Source organism: Pseudomonas sp. LA5 (genome assembly GCF_028640825.1).
GTDB lineage: Bacteria > Pseudomonadota > Gammaproteobacteria > Pseudomonadales > Pseudomonadaceae > Chryseomonas > Chryseomonas aestiva.
This window is the reverse complement of record NZ_JAQYZY010000019.1, coordinates 60,604-79,632: the sequence shown is the minus strand read 5'-3', so window position 1 is coordinate 79,632 and position 19,029 is coordinate 60,604. Positions and strand designations below refer to the sequence as shown.

The 19,029-nt window shown below is 67.8% G+C and carries 17 protein-coding genes; 10 read left to right on the top strand and 7 right to left on the bottom strand.

The features are described 5' to 3' along the window. Positions 1-548: 548 nt before the first annotated feature. Positions 549-1,013: a MarR family winged helix-turn-helix transcriptional regulator gene (locus PVZ72_RS02530; protein ID WP_187978910.1), complete on the bottom strand. Its 465-nt coding sequence runs from the start codon at positions 1,011-1,013 to the stop codon at positions 549-551. 54 nt (positions 1,014-1,067) lie between these two features. Continuing rightward, on the bottom strand, positions 1,068-2,795 hold the full coding sequence (locus PVZ72_RS02525) for a sigma-54-dependent Fis family transcriptional regulator (RefSeq protein WP_187978911.1): 1,728 nt from the start codon (positions 2,793-2,795) through the stop codon (positions 1,068-1,070). A 226-nt stretch (positions 2,796-3,021) separates the two neighbouring features. Here PVZ72_RS02525 and PVZ72_RS02520 point away from each other — a divergent pair, with 226 nt between their 5' ends. The 3 genes from PVZ72_RS02520 to PVZ72_RS02510 all read left to right on the top strand — a co-directional run bounded on the left by PVZ72_RS02520 (position 3,022) and on the right by PVZ72_RS02510 (position 6,318). Beyond that, positions 3,022-4,494 carry a benzaldehyde dehydrogenase gene (locus PVZ72_RS02520; protein ID WP_187978912.1) on the top strand — a complete coding sequence of 491 codons (1,473 nt, stop codon included), beginning with the start codon at positions 3,022-3,024 and terminating at the stop codon, positions 4,492-4,494. 39 nt (positions 4,495-4,533) lie between these two features. Beyond that, positions 4,534-5,301 (top strand): coniferyl-alcohol dehydrogenase, encoded by a 768-nt coding sequence (locus PVZ72_RS02515; RefSeq protein WP_187978913.1) that lies wholly within the window; start codon positions 4,534-4,536, stop codon positions 5,299-5,301. Positions 5,302-5,373: 72 nt separating this feature from the next. Beyond that, a complete protein-coding gene (locus PVZ72_RS02510; protein WP_273861143.1) occupies positions 5,374-6,318 on the top strand; it encodes a SphA family protein in 945 nt (314 codons plus the stop codon). Between the two features lie 2 nt (positions 6,319-6,320). Here the strand turns inward: PVZ72_RS02510 and PVZ72_RS02505 are convergent, their stop codons facing one another. Beyond that, a complete protein-coding gene (locus tag PVZ72_RS02505) occupies positions 6,321-6,806 on the bottom strand; it encodes a DUF4124 domain-containing protein (RefSeq protein ID WP_273861142.1) in 486 nt (161 codons plus the stop codon). Between the two features lie 426 nt (positions 6,807-7,232). Here PVZ72_RS02505 and imuA point away from each other — a divergent pair, with 426 nt between their 5' ends. The 3 genes from imuA to PVZ72_RS02490 are packed head-to-tail and all read left to right on the top strand — an operon-like array spanning position 7,233 to position 12,341. Beyond that, positions 7,233-7,853, top strand: a complete 621-nt coding sequence (gene imuA, locus PVZ72_RS02500) for a translesion DNA synthesis-associated protein ImuA (protein WP_273861141.1) — start codon at positions 7,233-7,235, stop codon at positions 7,851-7,853. A gap of 7 nt (positions 7,854-7,860) precedes the next feature. Then, a complete protein-coding gene (locus PVZ72_RS02495; RefSeq protein ID WP_273861140.1) occupies positions 7,861-9,270 on the top strand; it encodes a Y-family DNA polymerase in 1,410 nt (469 codons plus the stop codon). Continuing rightward, the gene (locus PVZ72_RS02490) at positions 9,267-12,341 is read left to right on the top strand and encodes an error-prone DNA polymerase (protein WP_273861256.1); all 3,075 of its coding nucleotides are present in this window, start codon (positions 9,267-9,269) and stop codon (positions 12,339-12,341) included. The genes PVZ72_RS02495 and PVZ72_RS02490 overlap by 4 nt, the downstream gene beginning before the upstream one ends. A gap of 102 nt (positions 12,342-12,443) precedes the next feature. Here the strand turns inward: PVZ72_RS02490 and PVZ72_RS02485 are convergent, their stop codons facing one another. The 3 genes from PVZ72_RS02485 to PVZ72_RS02475 all read right to left on the bottom strand — a co-directional run bounded on the left by PVZ72_RS02485 (position 12,444) and on the right by PVZ72_RS02475 (position 14,516). Beyond that, positions 12,444-12,716, bottom strand: coding sequence for an HU family DNA-binding protein (locus PVZ72_RS02485; protein WP_007159052.1), 273 nt, complete (start codon positions 12,714-12,716; stop codon positions 12,444-12,446). A gap of 413 nt (positions 12,717-13,129) precedes the next feature. Next, positions 13,130-13,501, bottom strand: a complete 372-nt coding sequence (locus PVZ72_RS02480) for a YkgJ family cysteine cluster protein (RefSeq protein ID WP_273861139.1) — start codon at positions 13,499-13,501, stop codon at positions 13,130-13,132. Positions 13,502-13,607: 106 nt separating this feature from the next. Next, positions 13,608-14,516, bottom strand: coding sequence for a LysR family transcriptional regulator (locus PVZ72_RS02475; RefSeq protein ID WP_187978918.1), 909 nt, complete (start codon positions 14,514-14,516; stop codon positions 13,608-13,610). Between the two features lie 102 nt (positions 14,517-14,618). Between PVZ72_RS02475 and PVZ72_RS02470 the strand changes: the two genes are divergently transcribed. Both PVZ72_RS02470 and PVZ72_RS02465 read left to right on the top strand, forming a co-directional pair. Beyond that, on the top strand, positions 14,619-15,017 hold the full coding sequence (locus PVZ72_RS02470; RefSeq protein WP_273861138.1) for a DoxX family protein: 399 nt from the start codon (positions 14,619-14,621) through the stop codon (positions 15,015-15,017). Positions 15,018-15,039: 22 nt separating this feature from the next. Beyond that, on the top strand, positions 15,040-15,816 hold the full coding sequence (locus PVZ72_RS02465; RefSeq protein ID WP_273861137.1) for a DODA-type extradiol aromatic ring-opening family dioxygenase: 777 nt from the start codon (positions 15,040-15,042) through the stop codon (positions 15,814-15,816). Positions 15,817-15,886: 70 nt separating this feature from the next. On the opposite strand, the gene PVZ72_RS02460 is transcribed toward PVZ72_RS02465, so the two are convergent. Beyond that, positions 15,887-16,480, bottom strand: coding sequence for a Yip1 family protein (locus PVZ72_RS02460; RefSeq protein ID WP_273861136.1), 594 nt, complete (start codon positions 16,478-16,480; stop codon positions 15,887-15,889). A gap of 292 nt (positions 16,481-16,772) precedes the next feature. Between PVZ72_RS02460 and hpxO the strand changes: the two genes are divergently transcribed. Together hpxO and PVZ72_RS02450 are read left to right on the top strand one after the other, a co-directional pair. Further along, on the top strand, positions 16,773-17,930 hold the full coding sequence (hpxO, locus tag PVZ72_RS02455; RefSeq protein WP_273861135.1) for an FAD-dependent urate hydroxylase HpxO: 1,158 nt from the start codon (positions 16,773-16,775) through the stop codon (positions 17,928-17,930). Positions 17,931-18,005: 75 nt separating this feature from the next. Further along, complete coding sequence (locus tag PVZ72_RS02450; RefSeq protein ID WP_273861134.1) at positions 18,006-19,019, top strand: ABC transporter substrate-binding protein; 1,014 nt, start codon at positions 18,006-18,008, stop codon at positions 19,017-19,019. Positions 19,020-19,029: the final 10 nt, after the last annotated feature.

The following is a 19,029-nucleotide window of genomic DNA, read 5'->3' as shown; positions in this document are numbered from 1 at the left end:
ATCGCAGCGAAGCCCAACGGGGTGGTGCCTCGGGCACTGCCGGTGTCCCTCACCCCGGCCCTCTCCCGTGGGAGAGGGGGAAGCTGGACATAGGTCAGCTTTTCGTAGGTTGTGGTTGAGTGCAGCGAAGCCCAACAGGGAGGTGTCTCAGACGCTGCCGGTGTCCCTCACCCTGGCCCTCTCTCAAAGGGAGAGGGGCTAGTCATAGGAGAGGTTCGGGCTTGAAATCTATCTTTTTGGCCCACTCGTAGCTGGCCACGAGCTGAGCAGGCGGATTCGAACGGAAGGACGCTCAGGGCATGAAACGATAAACCCGGCGCTGCCACACCGGGTTTCCTGCGAACGTAGGATTGGACGCCCTGGCAGAGGCTGCTCGTTCGATCAGGTGACCTCAGTATAGGAAGCCTGCATAGCGAAAGTCACTGTCGAATTCGGCAGCCTCTGGATACTGACTACGCCACAGTTCGTTGCCACAGGATTGCAGTCGTCCTAGACGATTTTGCCGTATCTGGGCGAATACGCGACTCAAGGCGCACCTCGAAATCGACCTAGCCCAATTCCCCATTGAGCTTGCGCAGCAGACGCAACAGCTCGGCCCGCTCGGCATCCTCCAGTGGCGCGCTGGCGGCGCGATCGCTGGCGGCGGCGCGTTCCTTGAGTTCACCCACCAGGGCACGGCCCTGCTCGGTGAGGTGCAGGGCGTAGGCGCGGCGATCCTGGGTGCCCCGTACCCGCTCGGCCAGGCCCTGGCGTTCCAGCTTGTTCAGCAGCAGCACCAGTTGCGGTGGCTCGATGGCCAGGCGCCGGGCCAGGTCGGCCTGCATCAGGCCCGGTTCCTGTTCGAGGATCACCAGGGCGGTGAACTGGGCGGGGCGCAGGTCATAGGCGGCCAGGCTGTCCACCAGGTGCTGGAACATCTTCATCTGGGCGCGGCGCAGGGCATAGCCTACGGCGGTGTCCAGCCAGGGGGTGGCGGCAGGGTCCAGGGGCGTGGCGTCGTCGGGGGAACTCATCGGCGGGAAGGGCTTCCGTCGGAGATGGCGAGAGGAGGGTATCGAGGGGTCATTCTAGTCCAGATCCTGGCGCGCGCGGCGATGGCGATAGGCGAACTGGGCACGACTCAGGCCGAGCAGTCGCGCCGCGGCGGCCACGTTGCCCTGGCTGCGCGCCAGGGCTTCGTCGAGCAGCTCGGCTTCCAGCTGTCCCAGGTGCAGCGGGCGTTTGCCGTCCACGCCCAGGCGTTCCAGCCAGCTGGCTGTCTGCGGCGCCGGTTCCAGGAGGTCGGCCGGCAGCGATTCGCCGCGAAACAGGTGGGGCAGGTCGATGAGTTCGCCCGGATCGCTGGCGATCACCCCGCGCTCCACCAGATTCTGCAATTCCCGCACGTTGCCGGGAAAGTCGTAGCGCAGCAGGGCCTTGAGGGCGCGCATGGTCAGGCCCACTGGCGGACGTTCGTAGGCGGCGCAGAAGCGCCGCAGGAACAGATCCACCAGCAGCGGCACGTCGTCGCGGCGGTCCCGCAGGGGCGGGATGCCGATGGGATAGACGTTGAGGCGATAGAAGAGGTCTTCGCGGAAGTCGCCGCGGCGTACCGCGTCGCGCAGGTCCAGATTGGTGGCGGCGATCACGCGCACGTCCACCTTGAGGGTGCGGCTGCCGCCGACCCGCTCGATCTCGCGCTCCTGGAGCGCGCGCAGCAGCTTGCCCTGGCCGGGCAGACTCAGGCAGGCGATCTCGTCGAGAAACAGGGTGCCGCCCTGGGCGCGTTCGAAGCGCCCGGCGCGGGACTGGTTGGCGCCGGTGTAGGCGCCGCGCTCCACGCCGAACAATTCGGCTTCGATGAGATTCTCGGGAATGGCCGCGCAGTTGAGTGCGACGAAGGGGCCGTCGGCGCGGCGGCTGAGGCGGTGCAGGTGGCTGGCGAACAATTCCTTGCCCACCCCGGATTCGCCGGTGAGCAGCACCGTGGCCGGGGTCGGGGCGACCCGCTGCAGGGCCTGGAAGGCGCTGTTGAAGGCCGCCGAGGCGCCCACCAGCGGTTGCTGGCCGTCGGCGGCGTGGGGCAGGGGCGCGGGCAGGCGTTCCGTGGCGGCTGTCGCGGGGGCGCCGTCGCCAGCGGCATTGAGATAGCGCAGGTCTTCCGCCACATCGGGCCAGCGTTCGGCATTGCGGCCTTCGACCCGGCAGACGTGGTGGCCCATGGCGCGGCATTCCACCTCGCGAAAGATCACCAGGCGACCGAACAGGCTGCTGACATAGCCGATCGCATAGCCGATCTCCATCCAGCAGGCCGGGTCGCTGCCCTGACCGTGGGCGATCTGGTGCTCGTCGCATTCGGCCGAGTGATGCCAGAGGAATTCGCCGCCATAGCGCCCTTGGTCGACATCGAATTCGAAATGCAGCGGCTCGACCCGCACCAGACCCTCCAGGCCATGCAGGCGGGTACCGGCCGCGAAGATGGCCGCGGCGTCGGCCTGGGGCCAGCGCTTGCGCACCAGTTCGGCGTCCCTTACCCCAGAAAGATAGCCCACCCGGGTCAGCAGACCGCGGGCGCGCTCCTGACCCAGGGCGCCGATCAACTCGCGCCGCAGGGCACCAAAGGCGGAGGCGTGCACCAGCAGCATGCGCTGGTCATTGAGCCAGATGCGGCCATCGCCGGGCGAGAAGAACAGGCACTCGGCCAGTTCCGCCTGGGTCGGGCTGGCGCTGCCGTCCCAGGCGGCACTGTCGCCCCGGTGCAGGCCCGGCGCGACCTGCTGCAAGGCGTTGAGGGACAGGCGTTCGGACAGGGCCATGGCAGGACTCCCGGAGTAATTGCGCAAATGCGCAATCGAGAGAAAGGTTATACCTCATAACTTTATCTTTTGAGCAAGACGTTTGCCGGGTAGGCCGGGTGTCTTTGTCCACCTAAATCAGCAAGTCCCTGATTGAACGGCTCTTTCTCCTGCCAGCCCGGGCTGGGCACAGCCTTTGCTCCCCTGTCCTTGCCCACCGTGGCCCGATAACAACAAGGAGAAGGCTATGAGCAGACCATCCACACCGTTCCTGGACGGCGCACCCTGGCGCGAGCGGATTTTCGATGGCGACTGGATCGCCGCCCAGGGTGGCATCCTGGAGGTCGTCGAACCCGCCACTGGCCAGCCCCTGCATTGCACCGGCCTGGCCAGTGGCGCCGACATCGACCAGGCCTGCGCCAAGGCGGCCCAGGCGCAACCGGCCTGGGCCGCCTGGACAGCGCGGCAAAAGGCCGGGCTGTTCCTGGCCGCGGCCGCGCAGCTGGAAATGCAGCGCGCTGAACTGGCCCCCCTGATCGCCCGGGAGACCGGCGGCATCCTGCCCAAGGCCGAGCTGGAATTGCGCGAAGCCGGGGTCATCCTGCAGCAGGTCGCCGGCCAGTTGCTGCAGCCCCATGGCGTGGTCCTGCCCAGCGAGCGCGGGGCGCTGTCCTATGCCCGCCGCCTGCCCCATGGCGTGGTGGGGGTGATCTCGCCCTTCAACTTCCCGCTGATCCTTTCGCTGCGCGCCGTGGCACCGGCGCTGGCCTGCGGCAATGCCGTGGTGCTCAAGCCGGATCACCAGACGCCGGTGAGCGGCGGCATCCTGATCGCCCGACTGTTCGAGGCCATCGGCCTGCCCAAGGGCGTGCTGCAGGTGCTGCCCGGTCGCGCCGAGGCCGGGGCGGCGCTCTGCGCCCATCCCCAGGTGCGGATGATCGCCTTCACCGGCTCGACCCAGGCCGGGCGCCAGGTGGCGGAAAGCGCCGGGCGCCACCTGAAGAAGGTGGCCCTGGAGTTGGGCGGCAAGAATCCGCTGATCGTGCTCGACGACGCCGATCTCGACCGCGCCGTCGGCTGCGCCGCCTGGGGCAGTTTCCTGCACCAGGGCCAGATCTGCATGGCCACCGGGCTGATCCTGGTGCACCAGCGCCTCGCCGCCGCCTTCACCGAACGCCTGGTCGCCCGCGCCGCCGCCCTGCGCCTGGGTGATCCGCTGGAACCCACGACCCAGCTGGGTCCGCTGATCAACGCCCGGCAGCTGCAACGGGTACAGGGCATCGTCGCCGACAGCCTCGCCGCCGGTGCCCGGCTGGAGCAGGGCGGCCGGCACGAAGGGTTGTTCTATGCCCCGACCGTACTGAGCGGTGTCCGTCCCGGCATGCGCGCCTTCGACGAAGAGATCTTTGGTCCGGTGGCCAGCGTGGTGACCTTCGCCAGCGAGGCCGAGGCCGTCGACCTGGCCAATCGCACCCCCTACGGCCTGGCGGCCGGCGTGCTCTCCGGCTCCCTGGCCCGCGCTCGCGCCCTGGGTGAACGCCTGGAATGCGGAATGCTGCACCTCAACGACCAGACGGTGAACGACGAGGTGGTCAATCCCTTCGGCGGGCGTGGCCAGTCCGGCAATGGCGGCAGCGTCGGCGGCCTGTGCAACTGGGACGACTACAGCCAGTGGCAGTGGGTGACCGAGCATATCGAGCCGCCACGCTATCCCTTCTAGCCCGTGTTACCCAACCAATAACAACAAGAGGAAAATCCCATGACCCTGTATGGCAAGACCCTGGTCGTCACCGGCGTGGCTTCCGGCATCGGCGCTGAACTGGCGCGTCTGGCGCGCTTTCAGGGCGCCTATGTGATCGGCGTCGATCGCAATCAGCCCCAGCTCAGCCTGGACGACTTCCACCAGGCCGACCTGGGCGATCCCGACAGCATCGCCGCCCTGGTCAACCGCCTGCCGGAGCGTCTGCACGGCCTGTGCAATGTCGCCGGGGTGCCAGGCACGGCGCCCCGGGAGGCCGTGGCGCGAGTCAACTATCTCGGCCTGCGGCTGCTCAGCCAGCAACTGGTCGCGCGGCTGGGGCAGGGTGGCGCCATCGTCAACGTCGCCTCCATCCTCGGCGCCGAATGGCCACAGCGCCTGGAACAGCATCGCGCGCTGGCGCAGATCGCCGACTTCGCCCAGGCCCAGGCCTGGCTGGAAGCCCATCCGGTGGACCAGGCCACCTGCTACCAGTACTTCAAGGAGGCGCTCATCGTCTGGAGCTTCGTGCAGTCCCAGACCTGGCTCCGCGAATTCGGCGTACGGCTGAATTGCGTGGCGCCGGGGCCGGTATTCACCCCCATCCTCGGCGACTTCGTCAGCATGCTCGGCGAAGAGCGCGTCGCCCGCGACAGCCAGCGCATGCTGCGCCCGGCGCTGGCCGACGAGGTGGCCGAGGCCATTGCCTTCCTCTGCAGCGATGCCTCGCGCTGGATCAACGGCGCCAACCTGCCGGTGGATGGCGGTCTCGCCGCCAGTTACGTCTGATCCGGATCGCCGCGCCTGCCCGGGTGCGGCGATCGCGTTTTCCCACAACAAGAACAACTTTAGGACGACGTCATGCGCACACGTTTCGGATTCGGTCTGCTGGCCGCGGCCAGCCTCGCCTCCCTGCAGGTCCAGGCCTACGATCTGCCCGGTCTCAACCTCGGCTCCACCAGCTTCTACGATGGCGCGCCGGCGCCGGATGGCCCCGGCTGGTACCTGTCGGAGTACCTGATCTATGGCAAGACCAGCCGCTTCAACGACCAGGACGGGCGCAAGCTGCCCTTGCCCAAGCAGGAGCTGACCACCTTCGCCCCGGTCAGCCAGATCATCTATGTCGGCCAGCCCCTGGCCAATGGCGCCATGCCCGGCTTCACCGCCATCCTGCCCTGGCTGGCCCATGCCGATGTCGATGACGGCCTCGGCGGCCAGGCGCTGAGCGCCCGCGAAGGGGTAGGGGACCTGACCCTGGGCGCCTTCCTGCAACTGCCCACCACCACCCGCCCCGATGGCGGACCGCGCTGGGCGCAGCGTATCGAGGCCGAGATCGTCGCCCCCACCGGTCGCTACGACCGCGACCGGGCGATCAATCCGGGCAGCAACTTCTGGTCCTTCAATCCCTACTACGCCACCACCTACTGGCTGACGCCGCAGTGGTCGGTGACCGGACGCTTCTGGTACCTGTGGAACGGCAGGAACGACCAGCCGCTACGCAGCTTCGGCGATGTGTCCGATACCCGGGCCGGCCAGGCGCTGCACGCCAACTTCGCCACCCAGTACGCGCTGAACGATCGGCTCAGCGTCGGCCTGAGCGGCTACTGGCTCCGGCAGATCACCGACACCCAGGTGGACGGGCATGACGTCAGCGGGCGGCGGGAAAAGGTCTGGGCCTGGGGCCCGGGTTTCACCTACGCCTTTTCCCGGGAGAACCTGGTCACCGTCAACAGCTACTTCGAACAGGACGCCGAGAACCGCACCGAGGGGCGCAAGTTCGTCGTCAACTTCCTGCACAAGCTGTAGCGCTAGCGATCGATGGGGATGCCCCGGTTCGGCGGCGGTGGAGGCGCTGGCGGCTGGGGCTGCTGGGCCTGGGGATGGGGCACCATGTGCCAGGTCTCGTTGCGTGGGCGGCGGTCGATGTAGACCGGCACCGGCTGATAGATGATGCCGGAGCCGCGCACCTCGGTTTCCTGACGCGAGCTGGAAGAGGACGAGGAGCCGCCGACCACGGTGATGTCGTCGACCGGACGTTGGCGGCTGGAAGCGGGGGCGGGTACCACGGTGACCTCGCGCGGCGCACTGACCGGCGGAGGCGCGGCAGGCCTGGGCGGCGGCGTGAAGCCGTTGCTGTCGGGCAGACTCTGCAGCGGAATGGTAGTGATCTGACTATTCGTCGGGCAGGCGCCCTGGGTATAGGTCGTCCGGCCCTGGTCGTCCACGCACTTGTAGACATCCTGAGCGGCCACGACGCCACTGGCGAGCAGCAGGCCATAGAGCAGCGAACGCATGATGAGGCCCTCCGGGCACTCGAAGTGTCTTCCGCAGGATACAAGATGCCTGCCACGACTCCCAGTACCGGCGCGTGCTCGGGACGGAGCCGGTGACTGGACGGCTGACGTCGGCGCAAGGACCCCGCGACCTTGCCGATGGCTGCCGAAATCTTCATGTTCTTCATCTTGCGGGCATCCAGTGCCTCTGGCCCACCATCGAGTGCACTGCCAGACGCCCGGCGCTACAGGTCAGTTGACAGCCTTATCGCCTCCGCCATGCCCTCGAACAATGGTGGTTGCCTGCGGTGTGATCTGGATTCGGATGGCCCCTTCATCGATCCAGGCAGCGGTTCGACTTGACCCCGATGCGAATCGCCTTTAATACTGTATGCATATACAGATAGAGGCGATGGCCATGGACAACACCCCTGCAGGTCTGGCGGCATGAGCGGCGGCGGCGGCGCCAGCCTGGCCCGGCTGTTCGAGGAGCGGCGCCTGTGGAAGGGGCAGACCAGTCCCGAAGCCCGGCGCAGTGGTCAGCCCACCGGGGTCGCTGCCCTGGATGCCTATCTGCCTGGCGCCGGCTGGCCCGAGGCGGCCCTCACCGAATTGCTGCTCGCCGGCCCCGGCCATGGCGAATTGCGGCTGCTCTGGCCGACCCTGGCGCGCCTGAGCCAGGCCGCCGAGCGCATCGCCCTGATCGCGCCGCCGCTGTTGCCCTATCCCCTGGCCTGGCAGGCGGCCGGCGTAGCGCTGGATTCCCTGGTGGTGATCCGCGCCCAGGGCGCCGAGGTGCTCTGGGCCGCCGAGCAATGCCTGCGTTCGGGTTGCTTTGGCGCGGTGCTCTGCTGGCCCGAGCGCGCCGATGATCGCCAGTTGCGCCGCTTGCAGGTCGCCGCGGAGAGCGGTCGTACCCTGGCCTTCGCCCTGCGTCCGGCCGCTGCCCTGGACAATCCCTCGCCAGCGGCCTTGCGTCTGGAACTCCGGGCCCCCCTGGAACGGCTGCACATCCGCAAATGCCGGGGCGGGCAACCCGGCGTGCTCGATCTGGCCGGCGGCGCTTGAGCTTGCCATGCGCTGGGCCTGCATCCTCTTTCCGCAGCTGGCGCTGGATGCCGTGCTGCGCCGTCATCCGCAGCCGGAGCAGCCGCTGGTGCTGCTCTCCGGACCACCGCACCGGCGGCTGCTGCAGGCGGTCAATCCGGCCGCCCGAGCGCTGGGACTGCGCCCGGGCCTGACCCTGGCCGCCGCCCAGGCGCTGACCCGCGACTTCGAGCAGCAGGAGCACGATCCGGCGCTCATCGAGACGGCCGAGACGCTGCTGGCGGCCTGGGGCTATGGCTTCAGTTCCCAGGTCAGCCGCCACTACCCCCGGGCGCTGCTGCTGGAGGTGCAGTCCAGTCTGCCGCTGCTGGGGCCGTGGCCGCGGCTGGAACGGCGCCTGCGCCAGGAGCTCCAGGGCCTGGGTTTTCGCCATCGGCTGGCCCTGGCGCCCAATCCGGTGGCGGCGCGGGTGCTGACCAATGTCGCCGATGGTCTGGCCGCCTCCACCGAGGAGCTGCCGCGTCTGCTCGATCGACTCCCGGTGGAGCGGGCCGGTTTCGCTCCCCAGCAGGCCCAGGCGCTGGCACGCATGGGCATCCGCCGCCTGGCGCAGCTCAAGGCCCTGCCCAGGGTCGCCCTGGCCCGCCGCTTCACTCCGGAGCTCCTGCAGCAGCTGGATCTGCTGGGTGGCAGCCGCAGCCTGGCGCTGGAATTCTATCGACCCCCCGACCGTTTCGTGACGCGGGTGGAGCTCAATTTCGAGGTGGAATCCCACCAGGCCCTGCTGTTCCCGCTGCGCCGCCTTACCGCCGACCTGGCCGCCTGGCTGGCCAGTCGCGACCGTGGCGTGCAGCGCTTCCTGCTCTGGCTGGAGCATCGCCAGGGTCCGGCCACCGCCCTCACCATCGGCCTGCTGGCGCCCGAGCGCGATGCCGCCCTGCTATTCGAATTCGCCCGAGGTCGTCTTGAACAGCTGCAGGTGGTGGCGCCGGTACTGGCGCTGCGCCTGGAAAGCGAGGAATTGCCGCTCTTCGTGCCGGAGCGCCATGGCCTGTTCGACGAACGCCCGGCCCAGGCCGTGGGCTGGGAAGTATTGCGCGAGCGCCTGCGTGCCCGGCTGGGCGAAGCAGCGGTACTCGGTCTTGGCATCCAGGCGGATCACCGTCCCGAGCGCGCCCTGGTCTGGCGCCCGGAACGACGCCTGGAGACCGCGCTGCCCGGTCTGCGTCCGGGTTGGCTGCTGAGCGAACCGCGTCCCCTCGACGGTCAGCCACGCCGCGTCCTCGCGGGCCCTGAACGCATCGAAAGTGGCTGGTGGGACGGGGGCGACCAGCGCCGCGACTACTATCGCATCGAGGTGGCCGACGGACGCCAGGCCTGGGCCTTTCGCCGCTATGGCGAGGAGACGCCCTGGTGGATCCAGGGCTGGTTCGCATGAGCGGCTATGCCGAGCTGCATTGCCTGTCGAATTTCAGTTTCCAGCGCGGTGCCTCCAGCGCCCTGGAGTTGTTCGAGCGCGCCAAGGCGCTGGGCTACGCGGCGCTGGCCATCACCGACGAAGGCACCCTGAGCGGCATCGTCCGTGCCTGGCAGGCGGCGCGCCAGGTCGGGCTGCCACTCATCGTCGGCAGTGAGCTGACCCTCGACGATGGCCTGCGGCTGGTGCTGCTGGCGGAGGATCTGTCGGGTTACGAGACCCTCTGCGCCCTGATCACCCGGGCGCGCCGTCGTGCGCCCAAGGGCCGCTACCAGCTTGCTCGCGCGGATCTGCAGCCGCCACTGCCCGGGCTGCTGGCGATCTGGTTGCCGGGAGAAGAACCCGTGGCCGAGGCAGGCGCCTGGCTCAAGCAGGTCTTCGCCGAGCGCCTCTGGCTCGGCGTCGAATTGCTGCGCGGCGCCGACGATACCGCCCGACTCCTGCAGTTGCAGGCACTGGGCACCCAACTGGGCGTGCCGGCAGTGGCCTGTGGCGACGTGCACATGCACACCCGCGGGCGCCGGGCCCTGCAGGATGTGCTCACCGGCATCCGCCATCACCTGCCGGTGGCCGAGGCCGGCTATCGCCTGCATCCCAACGGCGAGCGCCATCTGCGCCCGCTGGCGGTGCTCGAAAGCCTCTATCCCGCGGCGCTGCGCGCCGAGACCCTGAGGATCGCCGCCCGCTGCCGCTTCGATCTGGGCGAGTTGCGCTATCGCTATCCCCAGGAGGTGATACCCGCCGGCGCGACGGCCGGCGCCTGGCTGGCCGAGCTGACCCGCCGTGGCCTGGCCTGGCGCTGGCCGGAAGGCGCGCCGGAAAGGGTCACCGACCAGGTGGCCCGGGAGCTGGCGCTGATCGCCGAAAAGGGCTACGAGAACTACTTCCTCACCGTGCACGACATCGTCGACTACGCCCGCCGCCAGCACATCCTCTGCCAGGGCCGCGGCTCGGCGGCCAACTCGGTGGTCTGCTATGTGCTGGGCATCACCGAGCTGAATCCGCTCACCGGCAATCTGCTGTTCGAGCGCTTCATCTCCCGCGAGCGCGACGAGCCGCCCGATATCGACGTCGATTTCGAGCACGAGCGGCGCGAAGAGGTCATCCAGTACGTCTTTCGCCGCTATGGGCGCGAGCGGGCCGCGCTCACCGCGGTGGTCAGCACCTATCACGCCGCCGGCGCCCTGCGCGATGTTGGCAAGGCCCTGGGCCTGCCGGGCGACCAGCTCGACGCCCTGTCCGGGTGCGCCGGGCGCTGGACCGACGAGATCCCCGGTCCGCAGCGTCTGCGCGAAGCGGGTTTCGACCCGGACAGCCCGCTGCTGCAGCGAGTGCTCATCCTCGCCGGCCAACTGATCGGCTTTCCCCGGCACCTCTCCCAGCATCCCGGTGGCTTCGTCATTTCCGCAGCGCCCCTGGCGACGCTGGTGCCGGTGGAAAACGCCGCCATGCCCGAACGCACCCTGATCCAGTGGGACAAGGACGACCTCGATGCCGTGGGCCTGCTCAAGGTCGACATCCTCGCCCTGGGCATGCTCAGCGCCCTGCGCCGCTGCTTCGATCTGGTCGCCGGCTGGCGCGGCCAGCGCTGGACCCTGGCCAGCCTGCCCCAGGAAGACCCGCCCACCTACGCCATGATCTCCCGCGCCGATACGGTGGGGGTGTTCCAGATCGAATCCCGCGCCCAGATGGCCATGCTGCCGCGCCTCAGGCCGCAAACCCTCTACGACCTGGTGATCGAGGTGGCCATCGTCCGTCCCGGCCCCATCCAGGGCGACATGGTGCATCCCTATCTGCGCCGCCGGAACGGGGAAGAGGAGGCCGACTATCCCCATGACGAATTGCGTCCAGCCCTGGAGCGCACCCTGGGAGTGCCGCTGTTCCAGGAACAGGTGATGCAGATCGCCATGGTCGCCGCCCAGTACACGCCCGGCGAAGCCGATCAGTTGCGCCGCTCCATGGCTGCCTGGAAGCGCCACGGCGGCCTCGAACCCCATCGCCAACGGCTGCACAGCCGCATGGTCGAGCGCGGCTATCGCCCGGAATTCGCTGCGCGCCTCTTCGAGCAGATCAAGGGCTTCGGCAGCTACGGCTTTCCCGAATCCCATGCCGCCAGCTTCGCCCTGCTGACCTATGCCAGCTCCTGGCTCAAGTGCCACGAGCCGGCCGCCTTCGCCTGTGCCCTGGTCAACAGCTGGCCGATGGGTTTCTACAGTCCGGATCAGGTGTTGCAGGACGCCCGGCGCCACGGCATCGAGGTGCGCGCGGTGACCGTGCAGGCCAGCGACTGGGATTGCCGGCTGGAGGCGAGTGCCGGCCATCAGCCGGCGATCCGCCTGGGCCTGCGCCTGGTACAGGGGCTGGCGGAAGCGGCTGGCCAGCGCCTGGTAGCGGCACGGGGTACGCAGCCCTTTCGCGACGTCGAGGACCTCTGTCGTCGGGCCGAGCTGGATGCCCGGGCGCGCGGACAGCTGGCGGAGGCCGGCGCCCTGGCGGAGCTGGCCGGGGATCGCCATCAGGCACGCTGGGCCATGGCCGGGGTGGAGCGCCAGCTGCCGCTGTTCGCGTCGGCGGACAGCGCCCTGGAGGAACGCCCGGCCTTGCTCGCACCCAGCGTCGCGGAGGACGTGCATGCCGACTACCGCATGCTGGGCACCACCCTGGGACCCCATCCGCTGAGCCTGTTGCGCGGTGAACTCCAGGCCCGGCGCTGCCGGGATTTCCGTGAGCTGGACGAGATCAGACCCGGTGCCCTGGTGCGGGTGGCCGGACTGGTACGCGGACGACAGCGACCGGGCACGGCCAGCGGGGTGATCTTCGTGACCCTGGAAGACGAGCACGGCATGCTCAATGTGGTGGTCTGGCGCGCGGTGGGCGAACAGCAGCGGCGACCGTTGTTGCAGGCACGATTGCTACAGGTCGAGGGGCATCTGGAACGGGAAGCGGGGGTGCAGCACCTGATCGCCGGTCGCTTGACCGACCTGAGTCCTTTGCTCGACGAACTCATGGTGTCGAGTCGGGATTTCCACTAGGGCTTGAGGGAGAGGTGAGGCGGGGGAGAGGCTGGTGGAGCGGGGGACTGTCTTCCGAAGCGCTCTGAAGCGCCCGGAAGACAAGAATCGACCAACGCAGTCTTAGCTGACGGCGTCTTTGAGGCCTTTGCCGGGCTTGAAGCCGGGCAGCTTGGCAGCGGCGATCTTGATGGTGGCACCGGTCTGCGGGTTGCGGCCTTCGCGAGCAGCGCGCTCTTTTACTGCGAAAGTTCCGAAACCGACCAGGCTGACGCTGTCGCCTTGCTTCAGGGCGTCGGTCACCGCAGTGGTGAAGGCGTCCAGGGCTTTGGCAGCGGTGGCCTTGGGCAGGTCGGCAGACGCGGCAATGGCGTCGATCAGCTCAGCTTTATTCATGTAAAAACTCCATGTGTGAGTATTGGCCAGGCAGTATAGCGGCAGCTTTGCCTTGCGTAGAGCCTTTGTGAGCCTCTACGTGGCCGGTTGAAGCAGCCTTGTTGTTCGGCGCTACAGGATACGCATAGCGGGCGAAAGAACGATAGGGTATTCGATCTGGCAGGGGCGTGAAAACCTGATCCGCACTGCATTTTCCACGCTTCACAGCCCAACCGTCGCCTTTTTGGGCAGCGGCAATGGCCGTTTGGTTTCCTCTAGTCGCTGAACGAAAAGTCGCCGAGCGATGGTGAGGCGAGGCGAAAAACCTTGAGGAAGCGGAGTTTACGAGTGGTAAATGAGCATTCCGACCGGGCTGGCGATCCAGAGGTTTTTCAACGAAGCATCACCGAGTGCAGGCAGTTTTCGTACAGTGCCTAAGCTACGCGGTCGGGCGAGATATGCGGCTGCAACGGTGGCGTCAGGGGCGGCAGGCCATAGGCCGCACGGGCGGCATCGCAGTGCGGATTGGCTTCGCCGTACTCCCAGGCGGCGGTGAACTCGCGGCAGGTGCTGGAACGGTTTTCATAGACGGTGCAGCGCGTGCCGCAGCCCACCTCGCCGAGCAGGGCCGCACAGCGTACCGGCTTCTGCTCGGTGCCCTGCATGGCTACCAGGTGCGGGCTGATCGCGACGGTCAGGTAGTCGGGCACCAGGCCGCCTGCCGACTGGCATTCGCCCCAATAGAAAGACACGCGAAAATGGGCGCAGCAGGCGCCACAGCTGAGGCAGGGATTCTCGGTCGACATGGACGACAGCCATCGTAGGAACCGGCAGGGCCGGCGGGACAGGCACGGATTCTAGGCAAGCCCCGTGAGGCTGCGAAGCCCCCTCCAACGACCGTTCGGCGGCGACCTACGGCAGTCTTTTCAGGTGCTCGGGCGTGACCAGATGTCGCTGCAGCCAGGCAATGAACAGCCGCACCTTGGCCGGCACCAGGCGCCGATGGGGATAGAGGGCGTGGATGGCGATGGCCTGGGTGTACCAGGGGGCGAACAGTCGCTCCAGGCGACCCGCCGCCAGGTCATCGCCCACCAGGAAATCCGGCTGGCGAATGATGCCGTGGCCGTCCAGCGCCGCCTGGTGGAGGACGCTGCCATTGTTGGCGCGCAGTGGACCGCTGACCTTGACCTGCAGGCGCTCCCCCTCACGCTGGAATTCCCAGAGATCGCCATCGCTGGCGTAGCTGTAGAGCAGGCAACGATGCTCACGCAAGGCGGTGGGATGCTCGGGGCGACCATGGCGCTGCAAATAGGCGGGTGCGGCACAGATGAACAGCTCGACCGCTCCCAGGGGCTGCGCCACCAGACTGGAGTCGCTGAGGTCGCCGATGCGCACGGCCAGATCGAAGCCTTCCTCGACCAGGCGCACCTGGCGATCGCTCAGCTCCAGATCGATGGCGACCTCGGGATATTCATGCAGGAAGCTACTCACCAGCGGCGCCAGGTGACGTACGCCAAAGGTGAGGGGCGCACTGACCCTGAGCCGCCCCTGGGGCCGCTCGTGGCCTTCCTGCAGGCGCTGCTCGAGGGCCTCCAGATCACCGAGCAGCGGGACCAGTCCTTCATGCAGCGTACGCCCGGCCTCGGTCAGGCTCAGGGTGCGGGTGGTGCGTTGCAGCAGCCGAGTGCCGTAGTGGCGCTCCAGGGCCGCCAGGTGCTTGGTAAGCGCCGAGCGCGACAGCTCCAGCCGCTCCGCCGCGGCGGTCAGGCTGCCCAGTTCGACGATCTTGATGAAGGCCTGCAAGGCTCTCAGAGTGTCCAAGGATTGTTTCCATAGCGTGCACAGTTCATTCCCAGGGTGCGCCTTTATTCGCGTGCTGGAAACAGGACAATAGCGTCATCCTTCCTCCGTTCGAGAATCAGCATGACCGACCGTACTGCATCCTATGCCCCGCTGTTGCTGCGCCTGGCCCTGGGCGCCATGTTCCTGGCCCACGGCCTGACCAAGCTGCTGGTGTTCACCCTGCCGGGCACGGCGGCTTTCTTCGCCTCGGTGGGCTTTCCCGGCTGGCTGGCCTATCCGGTCACCTTCTTCGAGCTGGGCGCGGGCGTACTCCTGATCCTCGGCGCCTGGGTGCGTCCGGTCGCGGCAGTCGCCGCCGTCCAACTGTTCGCGGCCGCGACGGTCCATTTCGGCAACGGCTGGTCCTTCTCCAATCCCCATGGCGGCTGGGAATATCCGGTCTTTCTCGCCGTGACCGCCGCCGCCCTGGCACTGCTGGGCGCTGGCCAGCTCTCCTGGGATGCCCGCAAGCGTTCCTGAACCCTGCTCAGAGGTCGCCACCATGTCGCTTCCCACCCTGTTCGTTTCTCACGGTTCGCCCATGGAGGCGCTCGACGCCGGCGCGGCGGGAACGGCCTGGCGCGACCTGGGACGGTCGCTGCCGACCCCGGCCGCCATCGTCGTGGTCTCGGCGCACTTCGATACCCGGGTTCCGCTGTTCGGCAGCGCCAAGCGGCCGGCTACCGTCCATGACTTCTATGGCTTTCCCGAGGCCCTCTACCAACTGGACTATCCCGCGCCTGGCGCTCCGGCCCTGGCCGAGCAGCTGGCGCGGGGGCTACGTGACCAGGGCTGGGAGGCCGAAACCGGCGAGCAGGGGCTGGATCATGGCGCCTGGGTGCCGCTGCGCTATCTCTATCCCGACGCTCGGATCCCCGTGGTGCCGCTGTCGATGAGCGCTGCCCGCGGACCGGACTACCACTATGCCCTGGGCCAGGCGCTGGCCAGGGTGCTACCGGCGGACACCCTGCTGATCGGCTCGGGCAGCCTGACCCACAACCTCGGTGATTTCCGCCGTGGCGGCGCCGACTCCCCCAGCTATGTGCGGGACTTCCAGCAATGGATGCAGACCCGCCTGCGCGAGCGGGACCTGGACGCCTTGCTCGATTACCGACGTCAGGCGCCGCAGGCCCGCCAGGCCCATCCCACCGACGAGCACCTGTTGCCGCTGTTCGTCGCCCTGGGCGCGGCCGACCCCGAGGGCACCTTCAGCGTCCATCACGACGGCATCGCCCATCGCATCCTGGCCATGGATCTCTACGGCTTTTCCCGTCACTAGCCGTTCGCCAACAAAAAGCCCGGAGCGGTAACGCATCCGGGCTTTTTGCTAACGGCAGTGTGACGTTCGATCAGCCGAACAGCCTGGGACCATAGCCCCACATCAGAACCGTGGTCGCCATCAGCACTTCCAGCACCAGCACCCCGATGGCCAGGGTGGAACCGGACATGATGAAGCCCTCCCGCTGGTCGATATTGAGGAAGGAGGGGATGCCCGTATAGAGCAGGTAGGCCGAATAGGCCAGGCCGACGATCCCGGCGATGGCGCACAGCCACACCAGCGGATAGAAGCCCACCAGACCGCTCAGCAGCATGGGCGTGGCCACGTAGCCGGCGAAGAGGATGCAGCGGTTGGCACTGGGTCGATCCGGATAGCGCCGCGCCAGCCAGTGGATCACATGCCCCATGGCCACGACGGCCGCCATGATCAGCGCATAGCTGATGACCGCCAGGACCACCGCCGTGGGTATGTCCAGCACATGGGCTTCACCGCCGCCGAAGCGCCAGCCGAAGGTGGTGGTCCCCACCAGGGAAGCGACGACGGGAATGGCCGCCAGGAAGGCGACATGATGGGCGAAGAAGTGCCCGACCGTTTCTCCTTCGCGACGGATCTGTTGCCACTCGCGATCGGGATGGGCCAGCAGGCCCCAGACATGATTGATCATGATCCTGCTCCTCACCCGCTGTGGTCGCCGCAAGCGGGCCTCTATGGATGGCGAACGCTGGGTAAAACGCGACTGGCGACTACCTTAGGAGTATAGAAGAGGTCTGGAATGCGTCATGCGAGCCGACGAAGGGCAGCTTGCCTGCAGACGAAGCGACCAATGGTGCACAGAGCACCAGGCTGGTGCGTTTCCTGGCCTCTGCTGTCCGGCCAGCGCCCGGAAGGCAATACCTGACCACTTGGACAGGAAATTGCTTGTTCAGGGTATCTGTTACCGCCAAACGAGGCCTGTCATGCCATCTCTCGACATCATCATCGCCGGCGCCGGCATGGGCGGTCTCACCGCCGCCCTGGCGTTGCAGCAGGCCGGGCACCGGGTCCGCCTGTTCGAGCGCTCGCAGGATCTCGCCCCCATCGGTGCGGCCATTTCCATCTGGCCCAACGGCGTCAAGGTACTCGAACACCTGGGGCTCGGGTCCGCCATCGCCGCGGTCAGCGGTGACATGCAGACCATGAGCTACCGGGACCACGAGGGACGGTTGCTTACCCAGTTCAGCCTGCTGCCTCTTTATACGGCCGTGGGCCGGCCAGCACGTCCCATCGCCCGTGCCCACCTGCAGCGACTGCTGCTGGAAGCCGTGGGCGCCGAGCGGGTGACCCTGGGTGTCGGTTGCGACGGCTTCGAGCAGGATGCGACCGGGGTGACCGTGCTCCTTGGCGACGGTCGGCGCGAACGGGCCGATCTGCTGATCGCTGCCGATGGCACCCACTCGCGCCTGCGGGAGCGGGTGGTGGGCCAGGCCATCACCCGTGAGTATTGCGGCTACGTGAACTGGAACGGGCGGGTGAGGATCGCGCCGGAGCTGGCCGAGGCCTACGACTGGGCGCAATTCGTCGGGGCGCACCAGCGGGTTTCCCTGATGCCCATGGGCGGCGACGAATTCTATTTCTTTTTCGACGTACCCCTGCCCAAGGGCACACCCAACGACCGCGGCCGTTACCGCGCGGAGCTGGCCGAGCACTTCGCCGGCTGGGCGCCGCCGGTGCAGCGCCTCATCGAACGACTGGATCCCCAGGGCGTGGCCCGCGTGGAGATCCACGATACCCGGCCGTTACCGACCCTGGTGCAGGGCCGGGTGGCGCTCCTGGGCGATTCCGCCCATGCCATGGCCCCGGACCTGGGGCAGGGCGGTTGCCAGGCCATGGAGGATGCCTGGGTGCTGGCGCGCTGCCTGGACGCCGAGACCGATCCGCGCGCGGCCCTGCAGGCCTACGAGCAGGCCCGGCTGGAACGGGTCGCCGGCATCGTCGAGCGGGCGCGCAAGCGCTGCGAGATCACCCACGGTCATGAGCCCCTGGCCACCCAGGCCTGGTACGCCGAGCTGGCCCGGGAAACCGGCGAAACGGTGATCGCCGGCCTGCGCAAGACCGCCGAGGGCGGTCCGCTGTGAAATAGCCCTGGCCCGCGGGGACGAATGGCAGTGCCGGGGGTCGAAAGGTCCACGTCCTCGTCGGAGAGTTAGCCCATGCGCCTGCGTCTCGCCCTGACCCTTGCCAGCCTTGCCATCACCCCGCTGGCCTTTGCCGCCGACGGCGGCTGTCCCTATCCGCAGACGGTGAAATTCGCCGGCCCCAACTGGGAGAGCGGCATGTTCACCACCGAGGTGCTGCGCCTGCTGGTGGAGAAGGGCTATGGCTGCCAGACCGACAGCGTGCCGGGCAACACCGTGACCCTGGAAAACGCCCTGGCGCAAAATGACATCCAGGTTACGGGCGAGCAGTGGGCCGGGCGCAGTCCGGCCTGGCGCGCGGCGGAAAAGGCCGGCAAGGTCTTTGCCGTCGGCGTGACGGTCAAGGGCGCTACCGAGGGCTGGTGGGTACCGGAATACCTGGTCAAGGGTGACCCCGCGCGGGGCATCCAGGCCAAGGCGCCGGACCTGAAGAGCGTCGCCGATCTGCCGCGCTACAAGGAGTTGTTCCGCGATCCGGAAGAGCCCGGCAAGGGTCGCTTCCTCAACTGCCCGACCGGCTGGACCTGCGAGATCGTCAACAGCCAGAAGCTCAAGGCCTACAAGCTGACCGACAGCTACACCAACTTCCGCACCGGTACCGGCCCCGCACTGGATGCGGCCATCGCTACCGCCATGCGTCGTGGCGAGCCGGTGCTCTTCTACTATTGGTCGCCGACCCCGCTGATGGGCCGCTACAAGCTGGTCCAGCTGGAAGAACCGCCGTTCAGCCAGAAGGCCTGGGATACCCTGTCGGATCCGAAGAATCCCGATCCGCTGCCGTCACGCTCCCTGCCGGCCAAGATCACCATCGGCGTCTCCCGCGACCTGCACGACAAGGCGCCGGCCCTGGTGGCGCTGTTCGAGAAGGTCGAATTCCCCCTCGACCAGTTCAACGGCATCCTCGCCGGCATGGCCGAGAAACGCGAAGACGCCCAGGTCGTGGCCAAGCGTTTCCTCAAGGAGCATCCGGAGGTCTGGACGTCCTGGCTGCCGGCGGAAAACGCCGAGCGGGTAAAGGCGGCGCTCTAGGCGCCTTGAT

Excerpts from the sequence above, each read along its gene's own strand:
- PVZ72_RS02530 (WP_187978910.1), bottom strand. The coding sequence starts at position 1,013 with ATGAGTTCCCCCGACGACGCCACGCCCCTGGACCCTGCCGCCACCCCC.
- PVZ72_RS02525 (WP_187978911.1), bottom strand. The coding sequence starts at position 2,795 with ATGGCCCTGTCCGAACGCCTGTCCCTCAACGCCTTGCAGCAGGTCGCG.
- PVZ72_RS02520 (WP_187978912.1), top strand. The coding sequence starts at position 3,022 with ATGAGCAGACCATCCACACCGTTCCTGGACGGCGCACCCTGGCGCGAG.
- PVZ72_RS02515 (WP_187978913.1), top strand. The coding sequence starts at position 4,534 with ATGACCCTGTATGGCAAGACCCTGGTCGTCACCGGCGTGGCTTCCGGC.
- PVZ72_RS02510 (WP_273861143.1), top strand. The coding sequence starts at position 5,374 with ATGCGCACACGTTTCGGATTCGGTCTGCTGGCCGCGGCCAGCCTCGCC.
- PVZ72_RS02505 (WP_273861142.1), bottom strand. The coding sequence starts at position 6,806 with ATGCGTTCGCTGCTCTATGGCCTGCTGCTCGCCAGTGGCGTCGTGGCC.
- imuA (WP_273861141.1), top strand. The coding sequence starts at position 7,233 with ATGAGCGGCGGCGGCGGCGCCAGCCTGGCCCGGCTGTTCGAGGAGCGG.
- PVZ72_RS02495 (WP_273861140.1), top strand. The coding sequence starts at position 7,861 with ATGCGCTGGGCCTGCATCCTCTTTCCGCAGCTGGCGCTGGATGCCGTG.
- PVZ72_RS02490 (WP_273861256.1), top strand. The coding sequence starts at position 9,267 with ATGAGCGGCTATGCCGAGCTGCATTGCCTGTCGAATTTCAGTTTCCAG.
- PVZ72_RS02485 (WP_007159052.1), bottom strand. The coding sequence starts at position 12,716 with ATGAATAAAGCTGAGCTGATCGACGCCATTGCCGCGTCTGCCGACCTG.
- PVZ72_RS02480 (WP_273861139.1), bottom strand. The coding sequence starts at position 13,501 with ATGTCGACCGAGAATCCCTGCCTCAGCTGTGGCGCCTGCTGCGCCCAT.
- PVZ72_RS02470 (WP_273861138.1), top strand. The coding sequence starts at position 14,619 with ATGACCGACCGTACTGCATCCTATGCCCCGCTGTTGCTGCGCCTGGCC.
- PVZ72_RS02465 (WP_273861137.1), top strand. The coding sequence starts at position 15,040 with ATGTCGCTTCCCACCCTGTTCGTTTCTCACGGTTCGCCCATGGAGGCG.
- PVZ72_RS02460 (WP_273861136.1), bottom strand. The coding sequence starts at position 16,480 with ATGATCAATCATGTCTGGGGCCTGCTGGCCCATCCCGATCGCGAGTGG.
- hpxO (WP_273861135.1), top strand. The coding sequence starts at position 16,773 with ATGCCATCTCTCGACATCATCATCGCCGGCGCCGGCATGGGCGGTCTC.
- PVZ72_RS02450 (WP_273861134.1), top strand. The coding sequence starts at position 18,006 with ATGCGCCTGCGTCTCGCCCTGACCCTTGCCAGCCTTGCCATCACCCCG.